This is a genomic window from Streptomyces zaomyceticus (assembly GCF_014656215.1).
GTDB classification, from domain to species: domain Bacteria; phylum Actinomycetota; class Actinomycetes; order Streptomycetales; family Streptomycetaceae; genus Streptomyces; species Streptomyces zaomyceticus.
On the sequence record NZ_BNBZ01000006.1, the window covers coordinates 59027 to 76769 of the forward strand.

Below are 17743 nucleotides of genomic sequence, written 5' to 3' on the forward strand. Positions count from 1 at the left end.
ATGAGTGTTGGTCCAGTCATCCAACTCAGGAGCCTGTCATGCGCGACGCCGTCATCGTCGAAGCCGTCCGGACCCCGATAGGGAAGGGCAAGGCGGGCGGAGCCCTGTCCCATGTCCACCCCGTCGCCCTCCTCTCCCACACCCTGCGCGCCCTGATCGAACGCAGCGGCATCGACCCCGCCCTCGTCGACGACGTGATCGGCGGCACCGTCGACCAGGTCGGTGAACAGGCGATGAACATCACGCGCTACGCCTGGCTCGGCGCCGGGTTCCCCGAGTCCGTGCCCGCCACCACCGTCGACCGGCAGTGCGGCTCCTCCCAGCAGGCCGTGCACTTCGCCGCCCAGGGCGTCCTCTCCGGGGCGTACGACATCGCCGTCGCCTGTGGAGTGGAGTCCATGAGCCGGGTTCCCATGTGGTCGAACGTGCCGCCCGGCGCAGACCCCTTCGGGCCCGGCGTCGCCGAGCGCTACACCGAGGGCCTGGTCCCGCAGGGCGTCAGCGCCGAGCTCATCGCCGCCAAGTGGTCGATCGGCCGCGAGGCCATGGACGCGTTCGCCACGACCTCGCACACCAAGGCGGCCCGCGCCTGGGGCGCGGGACTCCTCGACGCCGAGGTCGCCCCCTACGGGGACGTCCGCCGCGACGAGTCGGTGCGCCCCTCGACCACCCCCGAGATCCTCGCGGGGCTCCGGCCCTCGTTCGAGGATCCGGCCTTCGCCGAGCGCTTCCCGCAGATCGACTGGTCCGTCACGGCCGGCAACAGCAGCCCCGTCAACGACGGCGCCTCCGCCGTGCTCGTCATGGCCGCCGACACCGCCCGGAGCCTCGGACTGCGGCCCCTCGCCCGGCTGCACGGCTTCGCCGTGACCGGATCCGACCCGCTGCTCATGCTCACCGGCGTCATCCCCGCCACCGAGAAGGTGCTGCGCCGGTCGGGTCTCGCCCTCGCCGACATCGACCTCTTCGAGATCAACGAGGCCTTCGCGAGCGTGGTCCTCGCCTGGCAGCAGGAGACCGGCGCGGACCCGGCCAAGGTCAACGTCCACGGCGGCGCGATCGCCCTGGGCCACCCGCTCGGCGCCAGTGGCACCCGTCTCACCACGACCCTCGTCCACGCGCTGCGGGCGCGGGGGGCCCGCTACGGGCTCCAGGCGATGTGCGAGGCGGGCGGTCTGGCCAACGCGATGATCGTCGAGGCGCTCTGACCCGAACGTGCCGCCGCCGGCGTTCGGCGGGTGCCGCGCCTCGGTTCCGGAGGGTGCGGCCCATCGGTCCGGCGGTTGCCGTTCCTCGGCTCCGGCGGGTGCCGCTCCTCGGTTCCGGAGATGCCGCCCGCCGGCTCTACCGCGTGCTGCCCACCGGCTCCGGTTCCGGAGCGTCGGCGGTGGAGAAGGAGGGGGCCGGGGCCGGAGCGCGCAGGCCGTGCCGCTTGCGCCAGGCCACCACCGCCGCGGCGAGACCCGACAGGACGATGAACCCCGCCGAGAAGAGGAAGGCCGGCGAGCCCGGGGAATCGGCCTGGGCACCCGCCACGACATAGGCCGCCGTGTTCGGCACCGAGCCGATCGCCGTCGCCAGGAGGAACGGCACGTATCCCATCCGGGAGACCGCGGCGCAGTAGTTGGCCGCCGCGAACGGAACCCCCGGGAACAGCCGGATCGCCAGCATCGACCGGAACCCGTGGCGGCTGAGCTGCCCGTCGGCCGCCGTCAGCCAGCGGCCGCGCACCAGCGGTCGCAGCGCGTCCTGTCCCAGGTAACGGCCGAGGGTGAAGGCGATCCCGGCGCCGAGCACCGTCCCCGCGAGCGCCGCCGTCAGACCGGCGGCGGAGCCGAAGAGCGCGCCCGCCGCGAGGTTGAGCACCGGGCGGGGTACGAACGCCGCCGTGCACACGCCGTACGCGAGACCGAAGAGCAGCACCGCCCCGGCGCCGCTCGTCTGCGGCGGCCAGCCCGAGGCGAGCAGCCGCTGCGGCTCGTACAGCACCACGAGGGCCGCCGCCGTGAGCAGCAGCGCGGCGAGCATCGAGAGGCGTGCGCGGGGCGCGAGCAGGGCCCGGGAGCAGCGGACGGCGACGGAGCCCGGCGGCCGGGGCGCGGGAGCGAGCATTCGGGGAGAGTAACGGACGCGTCAGTATGATCGCCGTAATGTGCGTCATGTCCGTCCACGGCGGAGGCGGGCCGCATCACCGCCGCCCGACGTACAGCCCGGCGTATCGCCCGATGTGAGGGCGGACGACGGGCCGACGGACCGCGTGCACGACGCAGGACAGGCCGTACGACAGGGAGGCCCCATGACCGGCACCGCGACGCCCGTCGGCGCCCTCGTCGACATCCCGGACAGCGCCCTCGCCGACACCGTCCTCGAGCGGCTCACCACGGTCTACCCGGCCGCCGGGAACCCGTTCCGGGCGCAGGAGATGGTCGCGTACATGAAGGGCGTCGCCCCCTTCCTCGGCCTTCGCACCCCCGAACGCCGGGCCCTGTCCCGCACCGTCCTCGACGGCACCCCGCGCCCCGACGAGCGGGACTGCGCCGCCGTCGCCCTGCGCTGCTTCGCCCTGCCCGAGCGCGAGTACCACTACTTCGCCGTCGACTATCTGCGGCGCCACGTGAAGCGCTGCTCCTCCGGGTTCCTGCCCGTCGCCCGACGGCTCGTCACCACCGTCTCCTGGTGGGACACCGTCGACCACCTCGCCGCCCACGTCGTCGGTGGCCTGGTGGCGGCCGACCCCTCCCTCGGCGCCCGCATGGACGAGTGGATCGAGGACGAGGACCTCTGGGTGGCCCGCACCGCGCTCCTGCACCAGCTGCGCTTCAAAGAGGCGACCGACGCCGACCGGCTCTTCGCCCACTGCCTGCGCCGCGCCGCCGACACGGACTTCTTCCTCCGCAAGGCCATCGGCTGGAGCCTGCGCGAGTACGCCAAGACCGCCCCGTCCGAGGTCCGCGCCTTCGTCGCCGCGCACTCCACGCGGCTCTCCCCCCTCTCCGTACGAGAGGCCCTCAAGCACCTCTGATCCCGCCCCCGGCACAATGAGGGCGTGAACGAGCACATTCCCGTCCTCCGCGAGGTCGACCAGGGCACCGCGCGCCTCATGCCCGACGTGGACCGGGAGCGGGCCTGGCTCCTGACGGTCGACGGCGCCCCCCAGTCGTACGTCGACCTCGACGACCCGGCGTACCTGGAGTTCGAGTACGCGCGCCGGCTCGCGCACGTCGTCGACGGCGCCGCCGACGACGGCGAGCCGCTGGACGTCCTGCACCTGGGCGGCGGGGCGCTCTCCCTGCCCCGCTACGTCGCCGCCACCCGCCCCGGCTCGCGCCAGGACGTCGTCGAGGCGGACCGGGCGCTGCTCGGTCTCGTCGCCGAACACCTGCCGCTGCCCGAGGGCTCCGGGATCACCGTGCACGGCGCGGACGCCCGGCGCTGGCTGGAGGAGGCCCCCGCCGATTCCGCCGACCTCGTCGTCGGCGACGTCTTCGGCGGCTCACGGGTGCCCGCGCACCTCACCTCCGTCGAGTACGCGCGCGAGGTCGGGCGCGTCCTGCGACCCGACGGCATCTACGCCGCCAATCTGGCCGACGGGGCGCCCTTCGCCTTCCTCCGCTCCCAGCTCGCCACCTTCGCCGCCGTCTTCCCCGAGCTGGCACTGGTCGCCGAGCCCGCCGTCCTGCGCGGCCGCCGCTTCGGGAACGCGGTCCTGGTCGCCTCCGGCCGGGAGATCGACATCGCCCACCTGGCGCGCCGGGCCGCGGCGGACGCGTTCCCCGCGCGCGTGGAGCACGGGGAGACGCTCCGCCGGTTCACCGGAGCCGCGGAACCGGTCCTGGACGCCGGGGCCGTACCGTCACCCGTCCCGCCGGAGGGCGCCTTCGGAATCGGCTGAGGCCGGGGCCGGGGCGGGTGCGACCGCGGGAGCGGAGGCCTGAGCGAGCGCGGCCGTCGCGGCACGCGTGGCCGTCTCGGCCTTCGCGGCCGACGGATCCGCACCCGTGATCTCCTTCGTGTACGTGCGCCGGGTCATGTTCCGGACGTCCGGCACCAGCAGCACGAGGGCCGTGACGAGCACCATCAGCGCCGCCGCGCCCCACAGGGCCTCGCTCCGGCCGAACGCGCTCTCCGCCGGGCCCGCGAGCGCCGTCGTCAGCGGCAGCAGCGCCGTGGAGCCGAACCAGTCGTAGGCCGAGACCCGGGAGAGCTTCTCCTCGGGGATCTCCTGGTGCATCGTCGTCATCCACGAGACCCCGAAGATCTCGATGGCCACGCCGCTCACGAACATCGCGGCCGTGAGCCCCGCCGCGTCGAGGGGTACGGCGAGTGCGGCCGAGGGCAGGGCGATCGGGAAGACACCGAGGGTTCCGACGAGCAGCATCCGGCGCGGCTTCCACCGGGTCATCAGGACGGCGCCCGCGACCGTGCCCACGCCGTACGCGGCGAGCGCGATGCCCCACGGGCGCGCGCCGCCGAGATCGGCCTTGGCGACCAGCGGTCCGTACACCGACTCGACCGCTCCGATCAGTCCCACCACGACGGAGAACTGGGCGACGATCGACCACAGCCAGGGCCGGCCGACGAACTCGTGCCAGCCCTCCCGCAGATCGGCGAAGAGACCGCCGCCGGGAGCGCGCTCGGGGATGCCGCTCACGTCCAGGAAGGCGCGCAGCCCGCCCGCGACGGCGAAGGCGACGGCGTCGATCAGCAGGACCCAGCCTGGTCCGACGAAGGCGACGAGCGCACCGCCCAGGGCGGCGCCGCCGATGGACGCGCCGTGCATGGCCATCCGGTAGACGGCGAACGCGCGGCCGGCCTGCTCCCCGGTGACGCTGGACATCAGCATGCCCTCGGCCGCAGGGTTGAAGAAGGCCTGTCCGGTGCCGCAGAGCGCGGTGAGCACCATCATCTGCCAGATCTGGGCATGCCCGGAGAGCACGAGTGCGGCGAAGAGGGCCTGCGAGACGCAGTTGAGGGCGTTGGCGGCGACCATCACCCGGTGCCGGGGCACCCGGTCGGCGACGGCGCCGCCGATCAGCAGGAAGAGGACGAGCGGGAGGAAGCGCGCCATCGCGACGAGACCCACGTCGCCCGCGTCGCCGCCGGTGTCGAACACCGCCCAGGTCGTGGCGATCAGCGCGCCGTGCGTGCCGAGGTTGGTCACGATCGTGGCGGCGGTGAGAAGGACGTAGTTGCGTCCGGCCCACTCGGGGCGGCGGGAGCCGAGCGGGGTGCTGTGCGGGGAGGCGGCGGGTCTGGTCACCCCGGGACTATCCCTGTCGGGCCGCCAGGATGCCAACCCGATATCCGGACGGTCCGTTCCGCCGACCGGACCGCGAGGTGCGGGAACGGCCGGCCGGGCGAGCCGGAACCCGGCCGGGCGAGCCGGGACCGGGTGTCCGGACGGTGAGGCCCCGGCCTGTGCGACGAGGCCCCGGCTCGCACGGCGAGGATCCGGTCCGGGCGGTGAGGCCCCGGCTCGCACGGCGAGGCTCCGGTCCGGACGGTGGTTCGGGCCGTCCGGACCGGAGCTCCCGGTGCCTCAGGACTGCGGGGCCAGGCGGACCGTGGAGAGGATCTGCTTGATCGTGGCGTCCGGCAGCTCGTCCGCCACGCCGTCGGCCCCGTAGAGCAGCCAGGTGGAGAAGTCGCCCTTGGCGTTCTTGAAGGTGAAGGCGATCGACTTGCCGTCCGTCTCGCACTTGTTGCGCTTCTTGACGCCCGGCGCCGTCGCGGTCGCCATGCTGCCCTGGAGGCCGGACTTCGTGGTGTACGGCACCGCCTTGGTGATCTTGATGGTCTTCTGCGGCATGTGCTGCGCGTAGCCGCCCCACACCCACGTGGCGGCCTCGCTGTAGGCGGCGTCCGAGGTGTTCTTGGCGCCCTGGCCGCCCTTGGTGCCGGCGGTGCTCAGGCCCCAGGTCTCCTCGGTGCCGTTCTTGTCCACGTCGTACGTGCACCACTTGCTCTTGAGCCGCGTCGGCGACGACATCGTCACGAGAGGAGTGCCGTCGTTCTTCTTCTCGTCGTCGAAGGCGGTGATCGACCCGGGCTTCAGCACCTCCCACTCCGGCGGTACGTCGAAGAGGGTGCCGTACTTGGGGTTGTAGACGACCTTCCAGCCGGGGATGGTCGGCTGGTGGCTCGCGCCGTCGCGCGGATTGTCGATCCCGGACGGGCTCTCGCTCGGCTGGGTCGACGGGTCCGTCGGGGCGGAGGCCGTCACGGACGGCTTCTTGTCGTCGGCGACCTGGTTCTTGTCGTCGTCCTTGCCGAGGACGAGGAAGCCGGTGACGCCGGCGGCGACGACCACGGCGGTCGCGGCGACGATCGCCACGAGCGTCGTCTGCTTCTTCTTCCCGCCGTCGGGACCGCCGGGCAGGCCCGGGCCGGGGACCGCGTACTGCTGGGGCATGGTCGGCTGCTGGTACGGGTTCGGCGGGCCGTAACCCGGCTGCTGGCCGTATCCCTGCTGCGGGTGGCCGGGCTGTGCGGGCGGCTGCTGCTGCCCGTAGCCGGGCTGCGCGGGCTGCTGCGGATAGCCGGGCTGTGTCGGCGGCTGCTGCGGGTACCCGGGCTGGGCAGGCGGCTGCTGATACGGGTTCGGCTGCTGGTACCCCGACTGCTGGTAGGGGTTCTGACTCTGGTCCTGCGGGTTCTGCTCGCCCCCGGGCGGCTGCTGTCCTGGCCACATGGCCAGTAACCATAGAGGTGCGGAGGCGGCTGGACCACGTCCGCCCCCGGGCCGGGCGACGAGGGAGGGATGGCCAAGGCTGCTACCGGTGGGTAACATCACCATCCATGAGCGCAGACCAGATGTCCGTCGGCGAGATGCTCGCCGCCACGGTCCCCATGGCCGGAACCCTGAACCTCGAGTTCCTGGAGACCACCGCCGAGCGCGCCGTCGTGCGCCTGCCGGACCAGCCCGCCTACCACAACCACGTCGGCGGCCCGCACGCCGGAGCGATGTTCACGCTCGCCGAGTCCGCCAGCGGCGCCATCGTGCTCGCCGCCTTCGGCGACCAGCTGAGCCGCGCCGTGCCGCTCGCCGTCAAGGCCGAGATCGGCTACAAGAAGCTCGCCATGGGCATCGTCACGGCCACCGCCACCCTCGGCCGTCCGGCCGCCGACGTCGTCGCCGAGCTCGACGCCGGGCAGCGGCCCGAGTTCCCGGTGCGGATCGAGATCACCCGCGAGGACGGCGCCGTGACCGGCGAGATGACCGTCGTCTGGACGCTCCGCCCGAACGCCTGACCTCGGACGTCGCGCCCCCGCCCCCGTACCCGACCAGGGTGCGGGGGCGGCCGTGCTCCGGGCGCCCGACGTCGAAGGTCCGCCGCCCCGACCGGGTAGGCTGCCCCGGCGTGCCCGCCGAGGTGCACGCCGGCGCCAGGGCCCCCGACCACGGGCCGGGCGCGGCAGGGCAGTCCAAACGGGAGGAAGCCGCGTTGCACGTCCAGGAGTGGCTGGAGACGATCCCCGCGGTCGCCGTCTACGTCCTTGTGGGGGTGGTGATCGGGCTGGAGAGCCTGGGCATCCCGCTGCCGGGAGAGATCGTGCTCGTGAGCTCGGCGCTGCTCGCCTCGCAGCACGGCGACATCAATCCGTACGTGCTCGGCGCCTGCGCCGTCGCCGGCGCGATCATCGGTGACTCCATCGGCTACGCGATCGGCCGCAAGGGCGGACGGCCCTTGCTCGCCTGGCTGGGGAAGAAGTTCCCCAAGCACTTCAGCGAGGCCAATATCGCCCTCGCCGAGCGCTCCTTCCAGAAGTGGGGCATGTGGGCGGTCTTCTTCGGCCGCTTCATCGCCCTGCTCCGCATCTTCGCCGGGCCGCTCGCGGGCGTGCTGCAGATGCCGTACTGGAAGTTCCTCATCGCCAATGTCTTCGGCGGCATCCTGTGGGCCGGCGGCACGACGGCCGTCATCTACTCGGTCGGCATCGTCGCCGAGGCCTGGCTCAAGCGCTTCTCGTGGCTCGGCCTCGTCCTCGCCGTGCTGATCGGCGTGGCCTCCATGCTGATCGTCAAGAACCGCGCCAAGAAGGCGGCGGAGCGGGTGGAGACTCCCGAGCCGGAGCCGGTCGCGGTCGCGGACTGACACCGGGACGCGGTGGACACGCGGAGGAGGGCGGCACCCGTCGACGGGTGCCGCCCTCCTCCGTATACCCGCATACCCGCCCTCGCGTCCGGAAGGGGCGCGGGGCTCAGTCCTCGAAGGCCTCCGCGTGGCCCTTGGCCAGCAGCAGGTACATCTCGGAGTTCAGGCGGATGCCCGCCTTCTCCTCCTCGGTCAGCGGACGGCGCACCTTCGCCGGGACGCCGGCGACGAGCGAGCCCGGCGGGATCTCCATCCCCTGCGGGACGAGCGCCTGCGCGGCGACCAGCGAACCGGCACCGATCCGAGCGCCGTTGAGGACGGTCGCCCCCATGCCGACGAGCACGTCGTCCTCGATGACACAGCCGTGCACGGTCGCGTTGTGGCCGACGGTCACGCGGGCCCCGATCGAGACGGGGAACCCGGGGTCGACATGGACGGTGCAGTTGTCCTGGATGTTGGAGTCCTCGCCGACGGCGATGGGGCCGCAGTCCGCCCGCAGCACCGCGTGGTACCAGACGCTCGCCCGGGCGCCGAGCGTCACCTCGCCGAGCACCACGGAGGTCGGGGCGGTGAAGGCGGTCGGGTCGATCCGCGGCTCCTTGCCGCCCACACCCTTGATCAACGCCTCTGTCATGGTTCGCTCCTGATCGTCAGCCGTCGTGTCACGCCCGGGGGTGCCCCCGGCGGCAGCCTATGCCGTGCTCATGACGGACATCACAGCGCACCGCACTGATCAGGCACGACGGCGCCGACTACGGTGTCCGGGTGCCCAGGAACCGAAACACGTTCTCATCCCTCGCCGCCTGGCGACGCCGGGTCCTCGCCCGTGCCGTACAGGGTGGCTGGCGCTGGGTGCAGGAGGCCGGCTCCGTCACCGCCGAACACCCGGGGAAGCTGAGCTTCCGCCGGCTCGGCGCGGGCACCCGGCTCGCCTTCCCGCAGGGCACGGTCTTCGGCGAGCGGTGGATCGAGATCGGCGAATGCTGCATCGTCGCCGAGCAGGTCACGCTGACGGCCGGGATGCTGCCGGGTCTCGACCTCGGGACGGAGACGGTCCTGACGCTCGGCGACGGGGTGGTCCTCGGCCGGGGGAGTCATGTGATCGCCGACGCGAAGGTGAGCATCGGCTCGGACACGTACTGCGGCCCGTACGTCTACATCACCTCGACCAACCACAGTTACGACGACCCCGACGAGCCGGTCGGCCGCCAGTGGCCGCGCTCCGAGCCGGTCACGATCGGCCCCGGCTGCTGGCTCGGCACCGGCGCGGTGATCCTTCCCGGCGCGCGCCTCGGCCGGAACGTGGTCGTCGCGGCGGGCGCGGTGGTACGCGGCGAGGTCCCCGACCACTCGGTGGTCGCGGGCGCCCCGGCGAGGGTCGTCCGCAGCTGGGATCCCGAGAAGGGCTGGCAGCCGCCCCTGCGGACCCCGCCCCCGGTCCCGATCCCGGATCACGTGACCTCGGAACAGCTCGCGGCGCTGGCCGCGTGGGAGGCCGAGCGGTCGCGCCAGGGTGTGTCCGGGCTGTCCTGAGGGGCTTTCAGCCCGTCGCCAGCAGGACCGTGCCCACCAGGGCGAGGCCCGCACCCGCCGCCTGGACGGCCCGGAGGCGTTCCTTGAGGACGCCGTAGGCGGCGAGGGCCGTGACGACCGGGTAGAGGCTGGCGAGGACGGCGGCCACGGTCACCGGGCCCTGCTGGGCGGCGATCGCGTACGTACCGTTCGCGGCGACGTCGGCCAGGCCGACGAAGGCGAGCGCGGGGAGGGCCGCGCGGACCACCCGGGGGCCCTCCTCGGGCAGGGCCCGGCCGCCGCGCCGCACGGAGGCGTACAGGGCTCCGCCGCCCACCAGGACGTTGGTGACGCGCTGGACGAACAGGGCGAGGAAGAGCCCGGTGACGGTCGTGGAGGCCTCGGCGATCAGCGCCATCACCGAGCCGAAGCCGAAGGCCGCGACCAGGGTCAACAGGACGGCCTGGCGCTGGACGGGCGCGCCGCGCAGCTCGGGTCCTCCGGCGAGGAGGACGCCGACGATCGCCACCCCGATGCCGGCGAACTGCACGAGACCCGGGCGGTCGCCGACGAGGAGGCCGACGGAGACCGGGACGACGACCCCGAGCGAGCCCAGCGGGGAGACCACGCCCATCGGGCCGAGGGCGAGCGCCTTGTAGAAGGCGAGCATGGCCGCCGGGCCGACGACGCCCGCCCCGACCGCGTACCAGAGCTGGGGGCCCGCCTCGGTCCAGGCGCCGGTCGCGAGGACGACGGTGCCGAGCACGAGCACCGCGAGGAGCTGGGAGACCACGACGACCGTGAGGGCGGGGATGCGGCGGGTGAGGAGTCCGCCGCCGAAGTCGGCGAGGCCCCACAGAAGGCTGGTGGCCAGGGCGAACAGGGCGGTCATGGATCCTCGCAGTCACGGACGGCAGTACAGTGCAGTGAACATTCGGGTACACCTCACCGTAGTTCAGTGAATTGAACTCTGTCATCCAAAATATTGGACGGAATGTGTCGGACCTCGATCAGCTCACGCAGTCGCTCGCCCGGAACCTGAAGCACTGGCGCAAGGAGCGGGGACTCACCCTGGACGCCCTCGCCGCACGGGCGGGCGTCAGCCGCGGCATGATCATCCAGATCGAGCAGGCCCGGACGAACCCCAGCGTCGGCACCACGGTCAAGCTCGCCGACGCCCTCGGCGTCTCCATCACGACCCTGCTCGACTACGAACAGGGCCCCCAGGTCCGGCTCGTCCCCCCGGACCAGGCCGTCCGCATGTGGTCCACCTCCACCGGCAGCCACACCACCCTCCTCGTCGGCACCGAGGCCCGCGGCCCCCTGGAGCTGTGGTCCTGGACCCTCATGCCGGGTGAGGGAAGTGCCTCCGACCCGCACCTCGAGGGCACGGTCGAGCTGCTGCACGTCACCGCCGGCGTCCTCACCCTGGTCGTCGACGGCGGGGAGCACACCCTGCCGGCCGGCACCTCCGCCGCCTTCGAGGCGAGCAAGGCGCACGACTACCGCAACGACGGCGCCGAGCCGGTCGAGATGACCATGGCGGTCTCCATCCCGCCCGTACGCTGAGACGGCCGTCCGCACCCCGGACGGCGGTTGTTAGCGTGAGGCCATGCGCGCACCCATCGGATCCTTCGACGACGCCCGGCCCGCCCCCGACTGCCTCGACCTGCTGACCGGCCCCGTCGCCGCCGCCGTCCGCGCCTGGAGCGGACCCGTACCGGCCGACCGGCTCCTGTACGTGGACACCGACCCGGACATCGCCGACACGGCCGTCTTCGTGGAGCACCACGGGCCCGAACTGCTCGACGCGTCCGCCAACTGCGTGGTCGTCGCGGGCAGGCGCGGCGAGACCACCACCCTGGCCGCGTGCGTCGTGAAGTCGGCGACCCGGGTCGACGTCAACGGGGTCGTACGCAAACATCTCGGCGCGCGCAAGGCCTCGTTCGCGCCGATGGACACCGCCACCGGTGAGACCGGCATGGAGTACGGCGGCATCACGCCCGTCGGCCTCCCCGCCGCCTGGCCGCTCCTCGTGGACGCCGCCGTGCTGGACACCGAGTGGGTCCTGATCGGCAGCGGCCGGAGGCGCGGCAAGCTGATCGTGCCGGGGAAGGCCTTCGCCCAACTGCCGGGCGTGGTCGTCCTGGAGGGGCTCGGCGTCCCCGTCGGCTGAGCGGCCCCCGGGCCGCCTCGCACGACAGGCTCGGGAGCCCCCGCGGGGCTCAGCCGAGGCGGGGGATCTCGATCGCGGGGCAGCGGTCCATGACCATGTCCAGGCCCGCCGCGCGGGTGCGGGCGAAGGCGTCGTCGTCGACGACGTCCAGCTGGAACCAGACCGCCTTCGCGCCGATCGCCACCGCCTCGTCGGCGATCCCGCCCGCCAGCTCACTGTTGACGAAGACATCGACGACGTCGACCGGGAAGGGAATGTCGGCGAGGGAGGCGTAGCCCCGCTCGCCGTGGACGGTCTCCGCCTTCGGATGGACCGGGACGATCCGCTTCCCGAAGCGCTGGAGCACGGCAGCCACCCCGTACGCGGCCCGTGCCCGGTTCGAGGACAGGCCCACCACCGCCCATGTGTCGCCCGTGGACGTCAGGATCCGCCGTACCGTCTCCGAGGCGGAGTACCCGGTCGGTCCGGTGGTCGTGGTCTCGACACTCATCGCTGTTGCTGCCTCTCATCGGCGCGGCCAGTCATCCCGGTCAACCAGCCGTTCCGCGGCGTGATTCCCGTACGGGAGGCGGGGCCGTCCCGCAGGGGAGGTTCGACTGTCCCGTACGGGAGGGTCGGCCGTCCCGTACGGAAGGATCAGCTGTCCCGTACGGGAGGGTCGGCCGTCCCCTACGGAGGACTCAGTTCTCCCACGCCCTGCGTTCGGCCTCCCGCGGGGCCTCGACCAGGGACGGGAGGCCGGGACCGAAGGTCATCACCGGGCGGGCCGGGTCCCAGGGGCGCCAGCCCGGGTCTCCGGTCGAGGCGAAGGAGACCCAGGCCGCGTGCATCGCCGCCGCCAGGTCGCGGGGCGCGTCCGGACCCGTCAGGGCGCGGGTCTCCGGAAGGTCGAGGGTGTCGAAGACGAAACCGAGTTCGAGCGCGTGACAGGCGCCGAGATCGAGCACGGGGGAGCGCCAGCCGAACTCGTACAGATACGTTTCGCCGGGTCCGCCGGAACGCAGCCGGGCGTCCGCGAGCCTGTTCAGCGGGATCCGCAGCAGCTTGTCCGTGGCGAGCGCGCCGAGGACCTCACCGGGTTTCTCCCCCGGGCGGCCCGCTCGGTACACCCGGGCCGCGCGCGACGGCACCTTCGCCTTCCGCAGCAGGAGCCGCTGGACCACGGGCCCCACCCGTTCCGTGACGCCGCTCGGCACGAACCACAGCCGGTACTCCTCCGTGGTCGTGCCCATCAGCAGATCCACCCCGGCCGAGGCCCCGTCCGCGAGCGCCTCCGCCGGATCGCGCGGCACCACCTCCCCGTCCACGACGATCTGGAAGGAGTGCCCGCCGGTCAGCGGTGACCCCTTGCCGGTCACCTCGGTCTGCGCCGCGAGCAGCCGCGCCCGGTCCACGCCCGCGAAGGCCTCGGCCGTGGCCGGCACCCCGAGCCGGGCGGCCACCGCCTCCGTGGTCCGGCGGGCCGTGGCGAGCGGCTGGGCGATCGGGGCCCCGCTCTGCACCACCGCGCGCCGGAACAGCCCCTCGGCGAGCGGTGAGGCCAGGAGCGCGGCGATCGAGATCGCGCCCGCCGACTCGCCGAACACGGTCACCCGCTCCGGGTCCCCGCCGAAGGCCGCGATGTTCTCCCGCACCCAGGACAGCGCGGCGATCTGGTCACGCAGGCCGATGTTTCCCGGGGCGTCGGGGAAGACGCCGAACCCTTCGATCCCCAGCCGGTAGTTGACCGAGACCAGGACGACTCCGTCCCGGGCGAAGGCGGTGCCGTCGTAGACGGGAACCGCGGAGGAGCCGTGGATCAGCGAACCGCCGTGGATCCAGACCATCACCGGCCGACCGCCCCCACCGGGGCCCCGGTCGGCGCCGTCGTCGCCGTCCGCGGCGCCGGTCCCGTCCCAGGGGGCCCACACATTCAGGTTGAGGCAGTCGTCGCCCGCGACGTCGGGGTCGGGGAGCAGGGCGTCGAGCGGTGGGGCGTACGGGCGCTTCGGCGCCGTCGCGCCGAAGGCCGTGGCCTCCCGCACCCCCTCCCAGGGCTCGACCGGCTCCGGAGCGCGGAACCGCAGGGGGCCCACCGGGGCCTTCGCGTACGGCACGCCCAGGAAGGCGGCGACCCCGTCCTTCGCCGCGCCGCACAGGGATCCGTACCGGGTCAGGACCTCGGGTCCGCGCTCCACCATCGATGTCACCCTTCCTCGGAACGTCGGAGTCTCAGGCCCGCGGCCCGGCCTGCGCCACCAGCGCGCGCTTCAGGACCTTGCCCGTCGGACCCAGCGGCAGTGCCTCGACGAACCGCACGATCCGGGGGTACTTGTGCCGGCCGAGCCGCTCCCGCGACCAGTCGACCAGCTCCTCCGCCGAGAGCGGGGCGGCGCCCTCCCGGCGTACCACCACGGCGCACACCTCCTCGCCCTTCGCCTCGTCGGGGACGCCGATCACCGCGACCTCAGAGACCGAGGGGTGGCGCACGAGCACCTCCTCGACCTCGCGCGGGTAGATGTTGAAGCCGCCCCGGATGACCAGGTCCTTCTTGCGGTCCACGATCCGCAGGAAGCCGTCCTCGTCCCGTACGCCCAGGTCACCCGTGCGGAACCAGCCGTCCACGACCGCCGCCGCCGTCGCCCCGGGGTCGTCGAGGTAGCCGGCGAAGACGTTGTGCCCGCGCACCACGACCTCGCCGATCCCACCGTCCGCGAGCAGCCGGATCTCCCCGTCGACGGCGGCGTCCGCGATGCCCACCTCGACCCCCCACACCGGGTGCCCGACCGTCCCGGGCCGGCGGCCGATGTGCGGCTGGTTGAAGGTCGCGACCGGCGACGTCTCGGTCAGTCCGTACCCTTCCAGGACCTGCGTACGGAAGGTCTCCTCGAAGCGCTCGAGAACGGCGACCGGCAGCGCCGCGCCGCCCGACACGGCGGCGCGCAGGGCCTCCGGGCGCAGCTCCGAACCGGCCGCCGCCTCCACCAGGGCGTGGTACATCGTCGGCACCCCCATGAAGACCGTCACGCCCTCGTCGGCCAGCACCCGCAGGGCCGCGGGACCGCTGAACCGGGGCATGAGCACGAGCGTCGCGCCCTGGCGGAGCGTCCCGTTCATCGCGCAGGTCTGGCCGTAGCTGTGGAAGAGCGGCAGACAGCCGAGGACCACGTCGCCGACGCCGAGCCCGAGGAGGTCCTGCGAGGTCACGGAGGCGTTCATGACGATGTTGAGATGGGTGAGCAGGGCCCCCTTCGGGCGGCCCGTGGTCCCGCTCGTGTAGAGGATCACCGCGGTGTCCGAGGGCTCGGCCGGCTCCGCCGCGGCCAGTGGCTCCGGCGCCGAGGGCGCCCCCTGGAAGGCGCGTGTCCCGGCCGCGCGCGCCGCCTCGTCGGCCACGGCCCACAGCGGCCCGCCGCTGACGATGCCCACCGCGCCGCTGTGCTCCAGGACGTACCGCACCTCGTCGGCGACGAGCAGCGCGTGCACCGGGACGACCGTCGCGCCCGCCGCGAGCGCCCCGTAGTACACCCGCAGGAACTCGATCGTGTTCGGCAGCAGGACGGCCAGCCGGTCGCCCGGCTTCACCCCGGCGTCGCGCAGCCCGGCGGCGCAGCGCAGCGCCTCCGTCCACAGTTCCCCGTAGGTGAGCCGGGTCGCCCCCTCGACGACCGCGATCCGGTCGGGGAAGTGACGGGCGGACTCGCCGAGGACGCCGGCGACGCTCAGTGACATGGCACGCTCCAGATACGCGGAGTCAACAGCTCTGTTGACGATCGGTGACCACAGAATCCGCCGCGACCCCACCCGGACGCCATGTGCAGGTGCCCACCATGCGGCCCGCCGAACTGGGCAGCGGCCCCGCCGTCCGGCCCGACCCGTGGCATTCGCCAAATCCCGGCGCTACGGTGCGAGCCATGACGCACAGCCCGGCCGTACCCGGCGAGCCCTCGGGGGCGCGCTCCGGCGCGCTCCGCAAGGCCCTCGCGACGGCGATGCTCGCCGACATCGACCGGCTCACCGACCGGGCCGTCGACGACATCCGCGCCCACTCCGGCACGTACGCCTCCGGCGCCCCCGTCACCCGCGAGGACCTCTGGGAGATCTGCCGCGACAACCTGCTGCGCGCACTGGAGGACTTCGGCGGCCTCGCCGCGACCGGCGGGGACTTCGAGTGGGCGGCCCGTGAGACCGGCCGCCGCCGCGCCGAGCAGGGCGTGCCGCTCGACACCGTGCTCCAGGCCTACCGGCGCGGCGGCCGGGTCCTCTGGCAGGTCATGGCGGAGTACCTCCGGGTCAGGGCCGGACGCGACTCCGACAGCCGGGACATCGAGCTCGACATGGCGAGCGGTGTCTGGGAGACCATCGACCGCTACTCGGTCGCCATGGCCGACGCGTACCGGATCGCCCAGCTGGAGCTGGAGAGCCGCCAGGACACCCGCCGGGTCGCCCTCTTCGAGGCGCTGCTCGACGGCCGCGCCGACGACCCGGCCGTCGCCTCGGCCGCCGCGGCCGCGCTCGGTGTCCCTCCGGTGGACCGGTACGTCGTCGTGGTCGCCGCGCAGGACCCGGCCGCCCCGCCGCACCCCTCGCCCGCCCTGGAGGACCAGGGCATGTGGTCGTACTGGCGGCCCCGCTCCGGCCGCTACGCCGGCATCGTCCGGCTGCCGCGCCGGGACGCGCCCGCCGGACGGACCTCCCCGGCCCGTCCGGGCGGCGGCGCCGACCCGGCCACGCGCGCGCTGCTCGCCGCCCTGAAGGAGCGGACCGGGGCGACCGCCGGGGTCTCCCCGGAGTTCGAACGGCTCTCCCAGGCCGGCCGCGCCCTGCGCCTCGCCGAGCAGACCCTCCGTACCCTTCCCGCGGGCAGCGGTGAGGTCGCCGTCTTCGACGACCGGCTCGCCCAGGTGCTGCTCAGCGGGCGCACCGACATCGCCGAGCGGATCGTCACCGTCCACCTCGGACCGGTGCTGGCCACGGGCGGCGAACGGGCCGCGCTCCTCACCACGCTCCGGGCCTGGCTCGACCACGGCTGTTCGGCCTCCCGGGCCGCCGAGCAGCTCTACTGCCACCGCAACACCGTCCTCAACCGCATCGGCCGCATCTCCGAGCTGACCGGACGCTCCAGCGAGTCCGGCGAGGCCCGCCTCGGCTGGGCCCTGGCCCTGCGCGCCCTGCCGTACGCCGGGCTCACGACCGCGCCCGAAACGGCCGCGGGGGAGCGCGAACCGGACACCTCCTAGTGGGCCCGCCGCGACCGCCGGAAGGTGGCGGCGGCCCCGGAACGTAGGCTGGCCGGATGCAGGAGCAGTACTTCACCCTGGCCCACGAGGGCGTGCACGAGACCGAGATCAACCGCTCGCGCTTCCTCTGCGCGCTCGCGCCCGTCGCCGACGAGCGGGAGGCGCAGGAGTTCGTCGCACGCGTCCGCAGGGAGCACCCGACCGCCAGCCACAACTGCTTCGCGTACGTCCTCGGCGCCGACGCCTCCGTCCAGAAGGCGAGCGACGACGGTGAGCCCGGCGGCACGGCCGGCGTCCCCATGCTCCAGATGCTTCTGCGCCGCGAGATGCGGTACGTCGCCGCCGTCGTCACCCGCTACTACGGCGGTGTGAAGCTCGGCGCGGGCGGCCTCATCCGCGCGTACGGCGGGGTCGTCGGCGAGGCCCTCGACGCGCTGGGCACGGTGACCCGGCAGCGCTTCCGGCTCGCCACCGTCACCGTCGACCACCAGCGGGCGGGCAAGCTGGAGAACGATCTGCGGGCGACCGGGCGCGCCGTCCGTGACGTGCGGTACACCGACGCCGTCACGATCGAGATCGGCCTCCCGGACTCGGACGTCCCGGCCTTCCGCGCCTGGCTCGCCGATGCCACGGCGGGCAGCGCCTCGTTCGAACTCGGCGGCGAGGCGTACGGCGACGCCTGAGGCGTGAGGTCCGACACCCGGCGCGTGCGGCGTGAGGTCCGACACCCGGTGCCTCAG

The 17743-nt window shown here is 73.5% G+C and carries 18 protein-coding genes; 10 read left to right on the forward strand and 8 right to left on the reverse strand.

Going from position 1 to position 17743, the window contains the following annotated elements; genetic code table 11:
* Positions 1-38 precede the first annotated feature (38 nt).
* Positions 39-1208: a thiolase family protein gene (locus IE311_RS10525; RefSeq protein WP_189831351.1), complete on the forward strand. Its 1170-nt coding sequence runs from the start codon at positions 39-41 to the stop codon at positions 1206-1208.
* 136 nt (positions 1209-1344) lie between these two features.
* Here IE311_RS10525 and IE311_RS10530 read toward each other — a convergent pair whose 3' ends face one another.
* On the reverse strand, positions 1345-2112 hold the full coding sequence (locus IE311_RS10530; RefSeq protein ID WP_189831352.1) for a TVP38/TMEM64 family protein: 768 nt from the start codon (positions 2110-2112) through the stop codon (positions 1345-1347).
* A gap of 184 nt (positions 2113-2296) precedes the next feature.
* Here IE311_RS10530 and IE311_RS10535 point away from each other — a divergent pair, with 184 nt between their 5' ends.
* Positions 2297-3022 (forward strand): DNA alkylation repair protein, encoded by a 726-nt coding sequence (locus tag IE311_RS10535; protein WP_189831353.1) that lies wholly within the window; start codon positions 2297-2299, stop codon positions 3020-3022.
* A gap of 24 nt (positions 3023-3046) precedes the next feature.
* Positions 3047-3892 (forward strand): spermidine synthase, encoded by an 846-nt coding sequence (locus IE311_RS10540; RefSeq protein WP_189831354.1) that lies wholly within the window; start codon positions 3047-3049, stop codon positions 3890-3892.
* Here the strand turns inward: IE311_RS10540 and IE311_RS10545 are convergent.
* Both IE311_RS10545 and IE311_RS10550 read right to left on the reverse strand, forming a co-directional pair.
* Positions 3854-5260: an MFS transporter gene (locus IE311_RS10545; RefSeq protein ID WP_189831355.1), complete on the reverse strand. Its 1407-nt coding sequence runs from the start codon at positions 5258-5260 to the stop codon at positions 3854-3856. The genes IE311_RS10540 and IE311_RS10545 overlap by 39 nt on opposite strands.
* 279 nt (positions 5261-5539) lie before the next feature.
* Positions 5540-6691, reverse strand: coding sequence for a hypothetical protein (locus IE311_RS10550; protein WP_189831356.1), 1152 nt, complete (start codon positions 6689-6691; stop codon positions 5540-5542).
* Between the two features lie 107 nt (positions 6692-6798).
* On the opposite strand from IE311_RS10550, the gene IE311_RS10555 reads away from it, so the two are divergent.
* Together IE311_RS10555 and IE311_RS10560 are read left to right on the forward strand one after the other, a co-directional pair.
* Entirely contained in the window at positions 6799-7251 is a 453-nt protein-coding gene (locus tag IE311_RS10555) for a DUF4442 domain-containing protein (protein WP_189831357.1), read from the forward strand.
* A 194-nt stretch (positions 7252-7445) separates the two neighbouring features.
* Positions 7446-8096 carry a DedA family protein gene (locus IE311_RS10560; RefSeq protein ID WP_189831560.1) on the forward strand — a complete coding sequence of 217 codons (651 nt, stop codon included), beginning with the start codon at positions 7446-7448 and terminating at the stop codon, positions 8094-8096.
* A 106-nt stretch (positions 8097-8202) separates the two neighbouring features.
* On the opposite strand, the gene IE311_RS10565 is transcribed toward IE311_RS10560, so the two are convergent.
* A complete protein-coding gene (locus IE311_RS10565; protein WP_189831358.1) occupies positions 8203-8730 on the reverse strand; it encodes a gamma carbonic anhydrase family protein in 528 nt (175 codons plus the stop codon).
* A gap of 131 nt (positions 8731-8861) precedes the next feature.
* On the opposite strand from IE311_RS10565, the gene IE311_RS10570 reads away from it, so the two are divergent.
* On the forward strand, positions 8862-9629 hold the full coding sequence (locus IE311_RS10570) for an acyltransferase (protein ID WP_189831359.1): 768 nt from the start codon (positions 8862-8864) through the stop codon (positions 9627-9629).
* 7 nt (positions 9630-9636) lie between these two features.
* Here the strand turns inward: IE311_RS10570 and IE311_RS10575 are convergent, their stop codons facing one another.
* On the reverse strand, positions 9637-10500 hold the full coding sequence (locus IE311_RS10575) for a DMT family transporter (protein ID WP_189831360.1): 864 nt from the start codon (positions 10498-10500) through the stop codon (positions 9637-9639).
* Between the two features lie 104 nt (positions 10501-10604).
* Here IE311_RS10575 and IE311_RS10580 point away from each other — a divergent pair, with 104 nt between their 5' ends.
* Both IE311_RS10580 and IE311_RS10585 read left to right on the forward strand, forming a co-directional pair.
* On the forward strand, positions 10605-11177 hold the full coding sequence (locus IE311_RS10580) for a helix-turn-helix domain-containing protein (RefSeq protein ID WP_189831361.1): 573 nt from the start codon (positions 10605-10607) through the stop codon (positions 11175-11177).
* A gap of 43 nt (positions 11178-11220) precedes the next feature.
* Positions 11221-11784: a YbaK/EbsC family protein gene (locus tag IE311_RS10585; protein WP_189831362.1), complete on the forward strand. Its 564-nt coding sequence runs from the start codon at positions 11221-11223 to the stop codon at positions 11782-11784.
* 49 nt (positions 11785-11833) lie between these two features.
* On the opposite strand, the gene IE311_RS10590 is transcribed toward IE311_RS10585, so the two are convergent.
* From IE311_RS10590 to IE311_RS10600, 3 genes are all read right to left on the reverse strand, one after another.
* The gene (locus IE311_RS10590; protein WP_189831363.1) at positions 11834-12274 is read right to left on the reverse strand and encodes a CoA-binding protein; all 441 of its coding nucleotides are present in this window, start codon (positions 12272-12274) and stop codon (positions 11834-11836) included.
* A gap of 190 nt (positions 12275-12464) precedes the next feature.
* Positions 12465-13964 (reverse strand): carboxylesterase/lipase family protein, encoded by a 1500-nt coding sequence (locus IE311_RS10595; RefSeq protein WP_189831364.1) that lies wholly within the window; start codon positions 13962-13964, stop codon positions 12465-12467.
* A gap of 31 nt (positions 13965-13995) precedes the next feature.
* Positions 13996-15495 carry a long-chain-fatty-acid--CoA ligase gene (locus tag IE311_RS10600; protein ID WP_189831365.1) on the reverse strand — a complete coding sequence of 500 codons (1500 nt, stop codon included), beginning with the start codon at positions 15493-15495 and terminating at the stop codon, positions 13996-13998.
* A 182-nt stretch (positions 15496-15677) separates the two neighbouring features.
* On the opposite strand from IE311_RS10600, the gene IE311_RS10605 reads away from it, so the two are divergent.
* Both IE311_RS10605 and IE311_RS10610 read left to right on the forward strand, forming a co-directional pair.
* Positions 15678-17003 carry a PucR family transcriptional regulator gene (locus IE311_RS10605; protein ID WP_229901844.1) on the forward strand — a complete coding sequence of 442 codons (1326 nt, stop codon included), beginning with the start codon at positions 15678-15680 and terminating at the stop codon, positions 17001-17003.
* Between the two features lie 56 nt (positions 17004-17059).
* Entirely contained in the window at positions 17060-17686 is a 627-nt protein-coding gene (locus IE311_RS10610; RefSeq protein WP_189831366.1) for a YigZ family protein, read from the forward strand.
* The last annotated feature ends 57 nt before the right edge of the window (positions 17687-17743 follow it).

Excerpts from the sequence above, each read along its gene's own strand:
- IE311_RS10605 (WP_229901844.1), top strand. The coding sequence starts at position 15,678 with ATGACGCACAGCCCGGCCGTACCCGGCGAGCCCTCGGGGGCGCGCTCC.
- IE311_RS10555 (WP_189831357.1), top strand. The coding sequence starts at position 6,799 with ATGAGCGCAGACCAGATGTCCGTCGGCGAGATGCTCGCCGCCACGGTC.
- IE311_RS10565 (WP_189831358.1), bottom strand. The coding sequence starts at position 8,730 with ATGACAGAGGCGTTGATCAAGGGTGTGGGCGGCAAGGAGCCGCGGATC.
- IE311_RS10550 (WP_189831356.1), bottom strand. The coding sequence starts at position 6,691 with ATGTGGCCAGGACAGCAGCCGCCCGGGGGCGAGCAGAACCCGCAGGAC.
- IE311_RS10590 (WP_189831363.1), bottom strand. The coding sequence starts at position 12,274 with ATGAGTGTCGAGACCACGACCACCGGACCGACCGGGTACTCCGCCTCG.
- IE311_RS10610 (WP_189831366.1), top strand. The coding sequence starts at position 17,060 with ATGCAGGAGCAGTACTTCACCCTGGCCCACGAGGGCGTGCACGAGACC.
- IE311_RS10535 (WP_189831353.1), top strand. The coding sequence starts at position 2,297 with ATGACCGGCACCGCGACGCCCGTCGGCGCCCTCGTCGACATCCCGGAC.
- IE311_RS10530 (WP_189831352.1), bottom strand. The coding sequence starts at position 2,112 with ATGCTCGCTCCCGCGCCCCGGCCGCCGGGCTCCGTCGCCGTCCGCTGC.
- IE311_RS10595 (WP_189831364.1), bottom strand. The coding sequence starts at position 13,964 with ATGGTGGAGCGCGGACCCGAGGTCCTGACCCGGTACGGATCCCTGTGC.
- IE311_RS10525 (WP_189831351.1), top strand. The coding sequence starts at position 39 with ATGCGCGACGCCGTCATCGTCGAAGCCGTCCGGACCCCGATAGGGAAG.
- IE311_RS10575 (WP_189831360.1), bottom strand. The coding sequence starts at position 10,500 with ATGACCGCCCTGTTCGCCCTGGCCACCAGCCTTCTGTGGGGCCTCGCC.
- IE311_RS10585 (WP_189831362.1), top strand. The coding sequence starts at position 11,221 with ATGCGCGCACCCATCGGATCCTTCGACGACGCCCGGCCCGCCCCCGAC.
- IE311_RS10600 (WP_189831365.1), bottom strand. The coding sequence starts at position 15,495 with ATGTCACTGAGCGTCGCCGGCGTCCTCGGCGAGTCCGCCCGTCACTTC.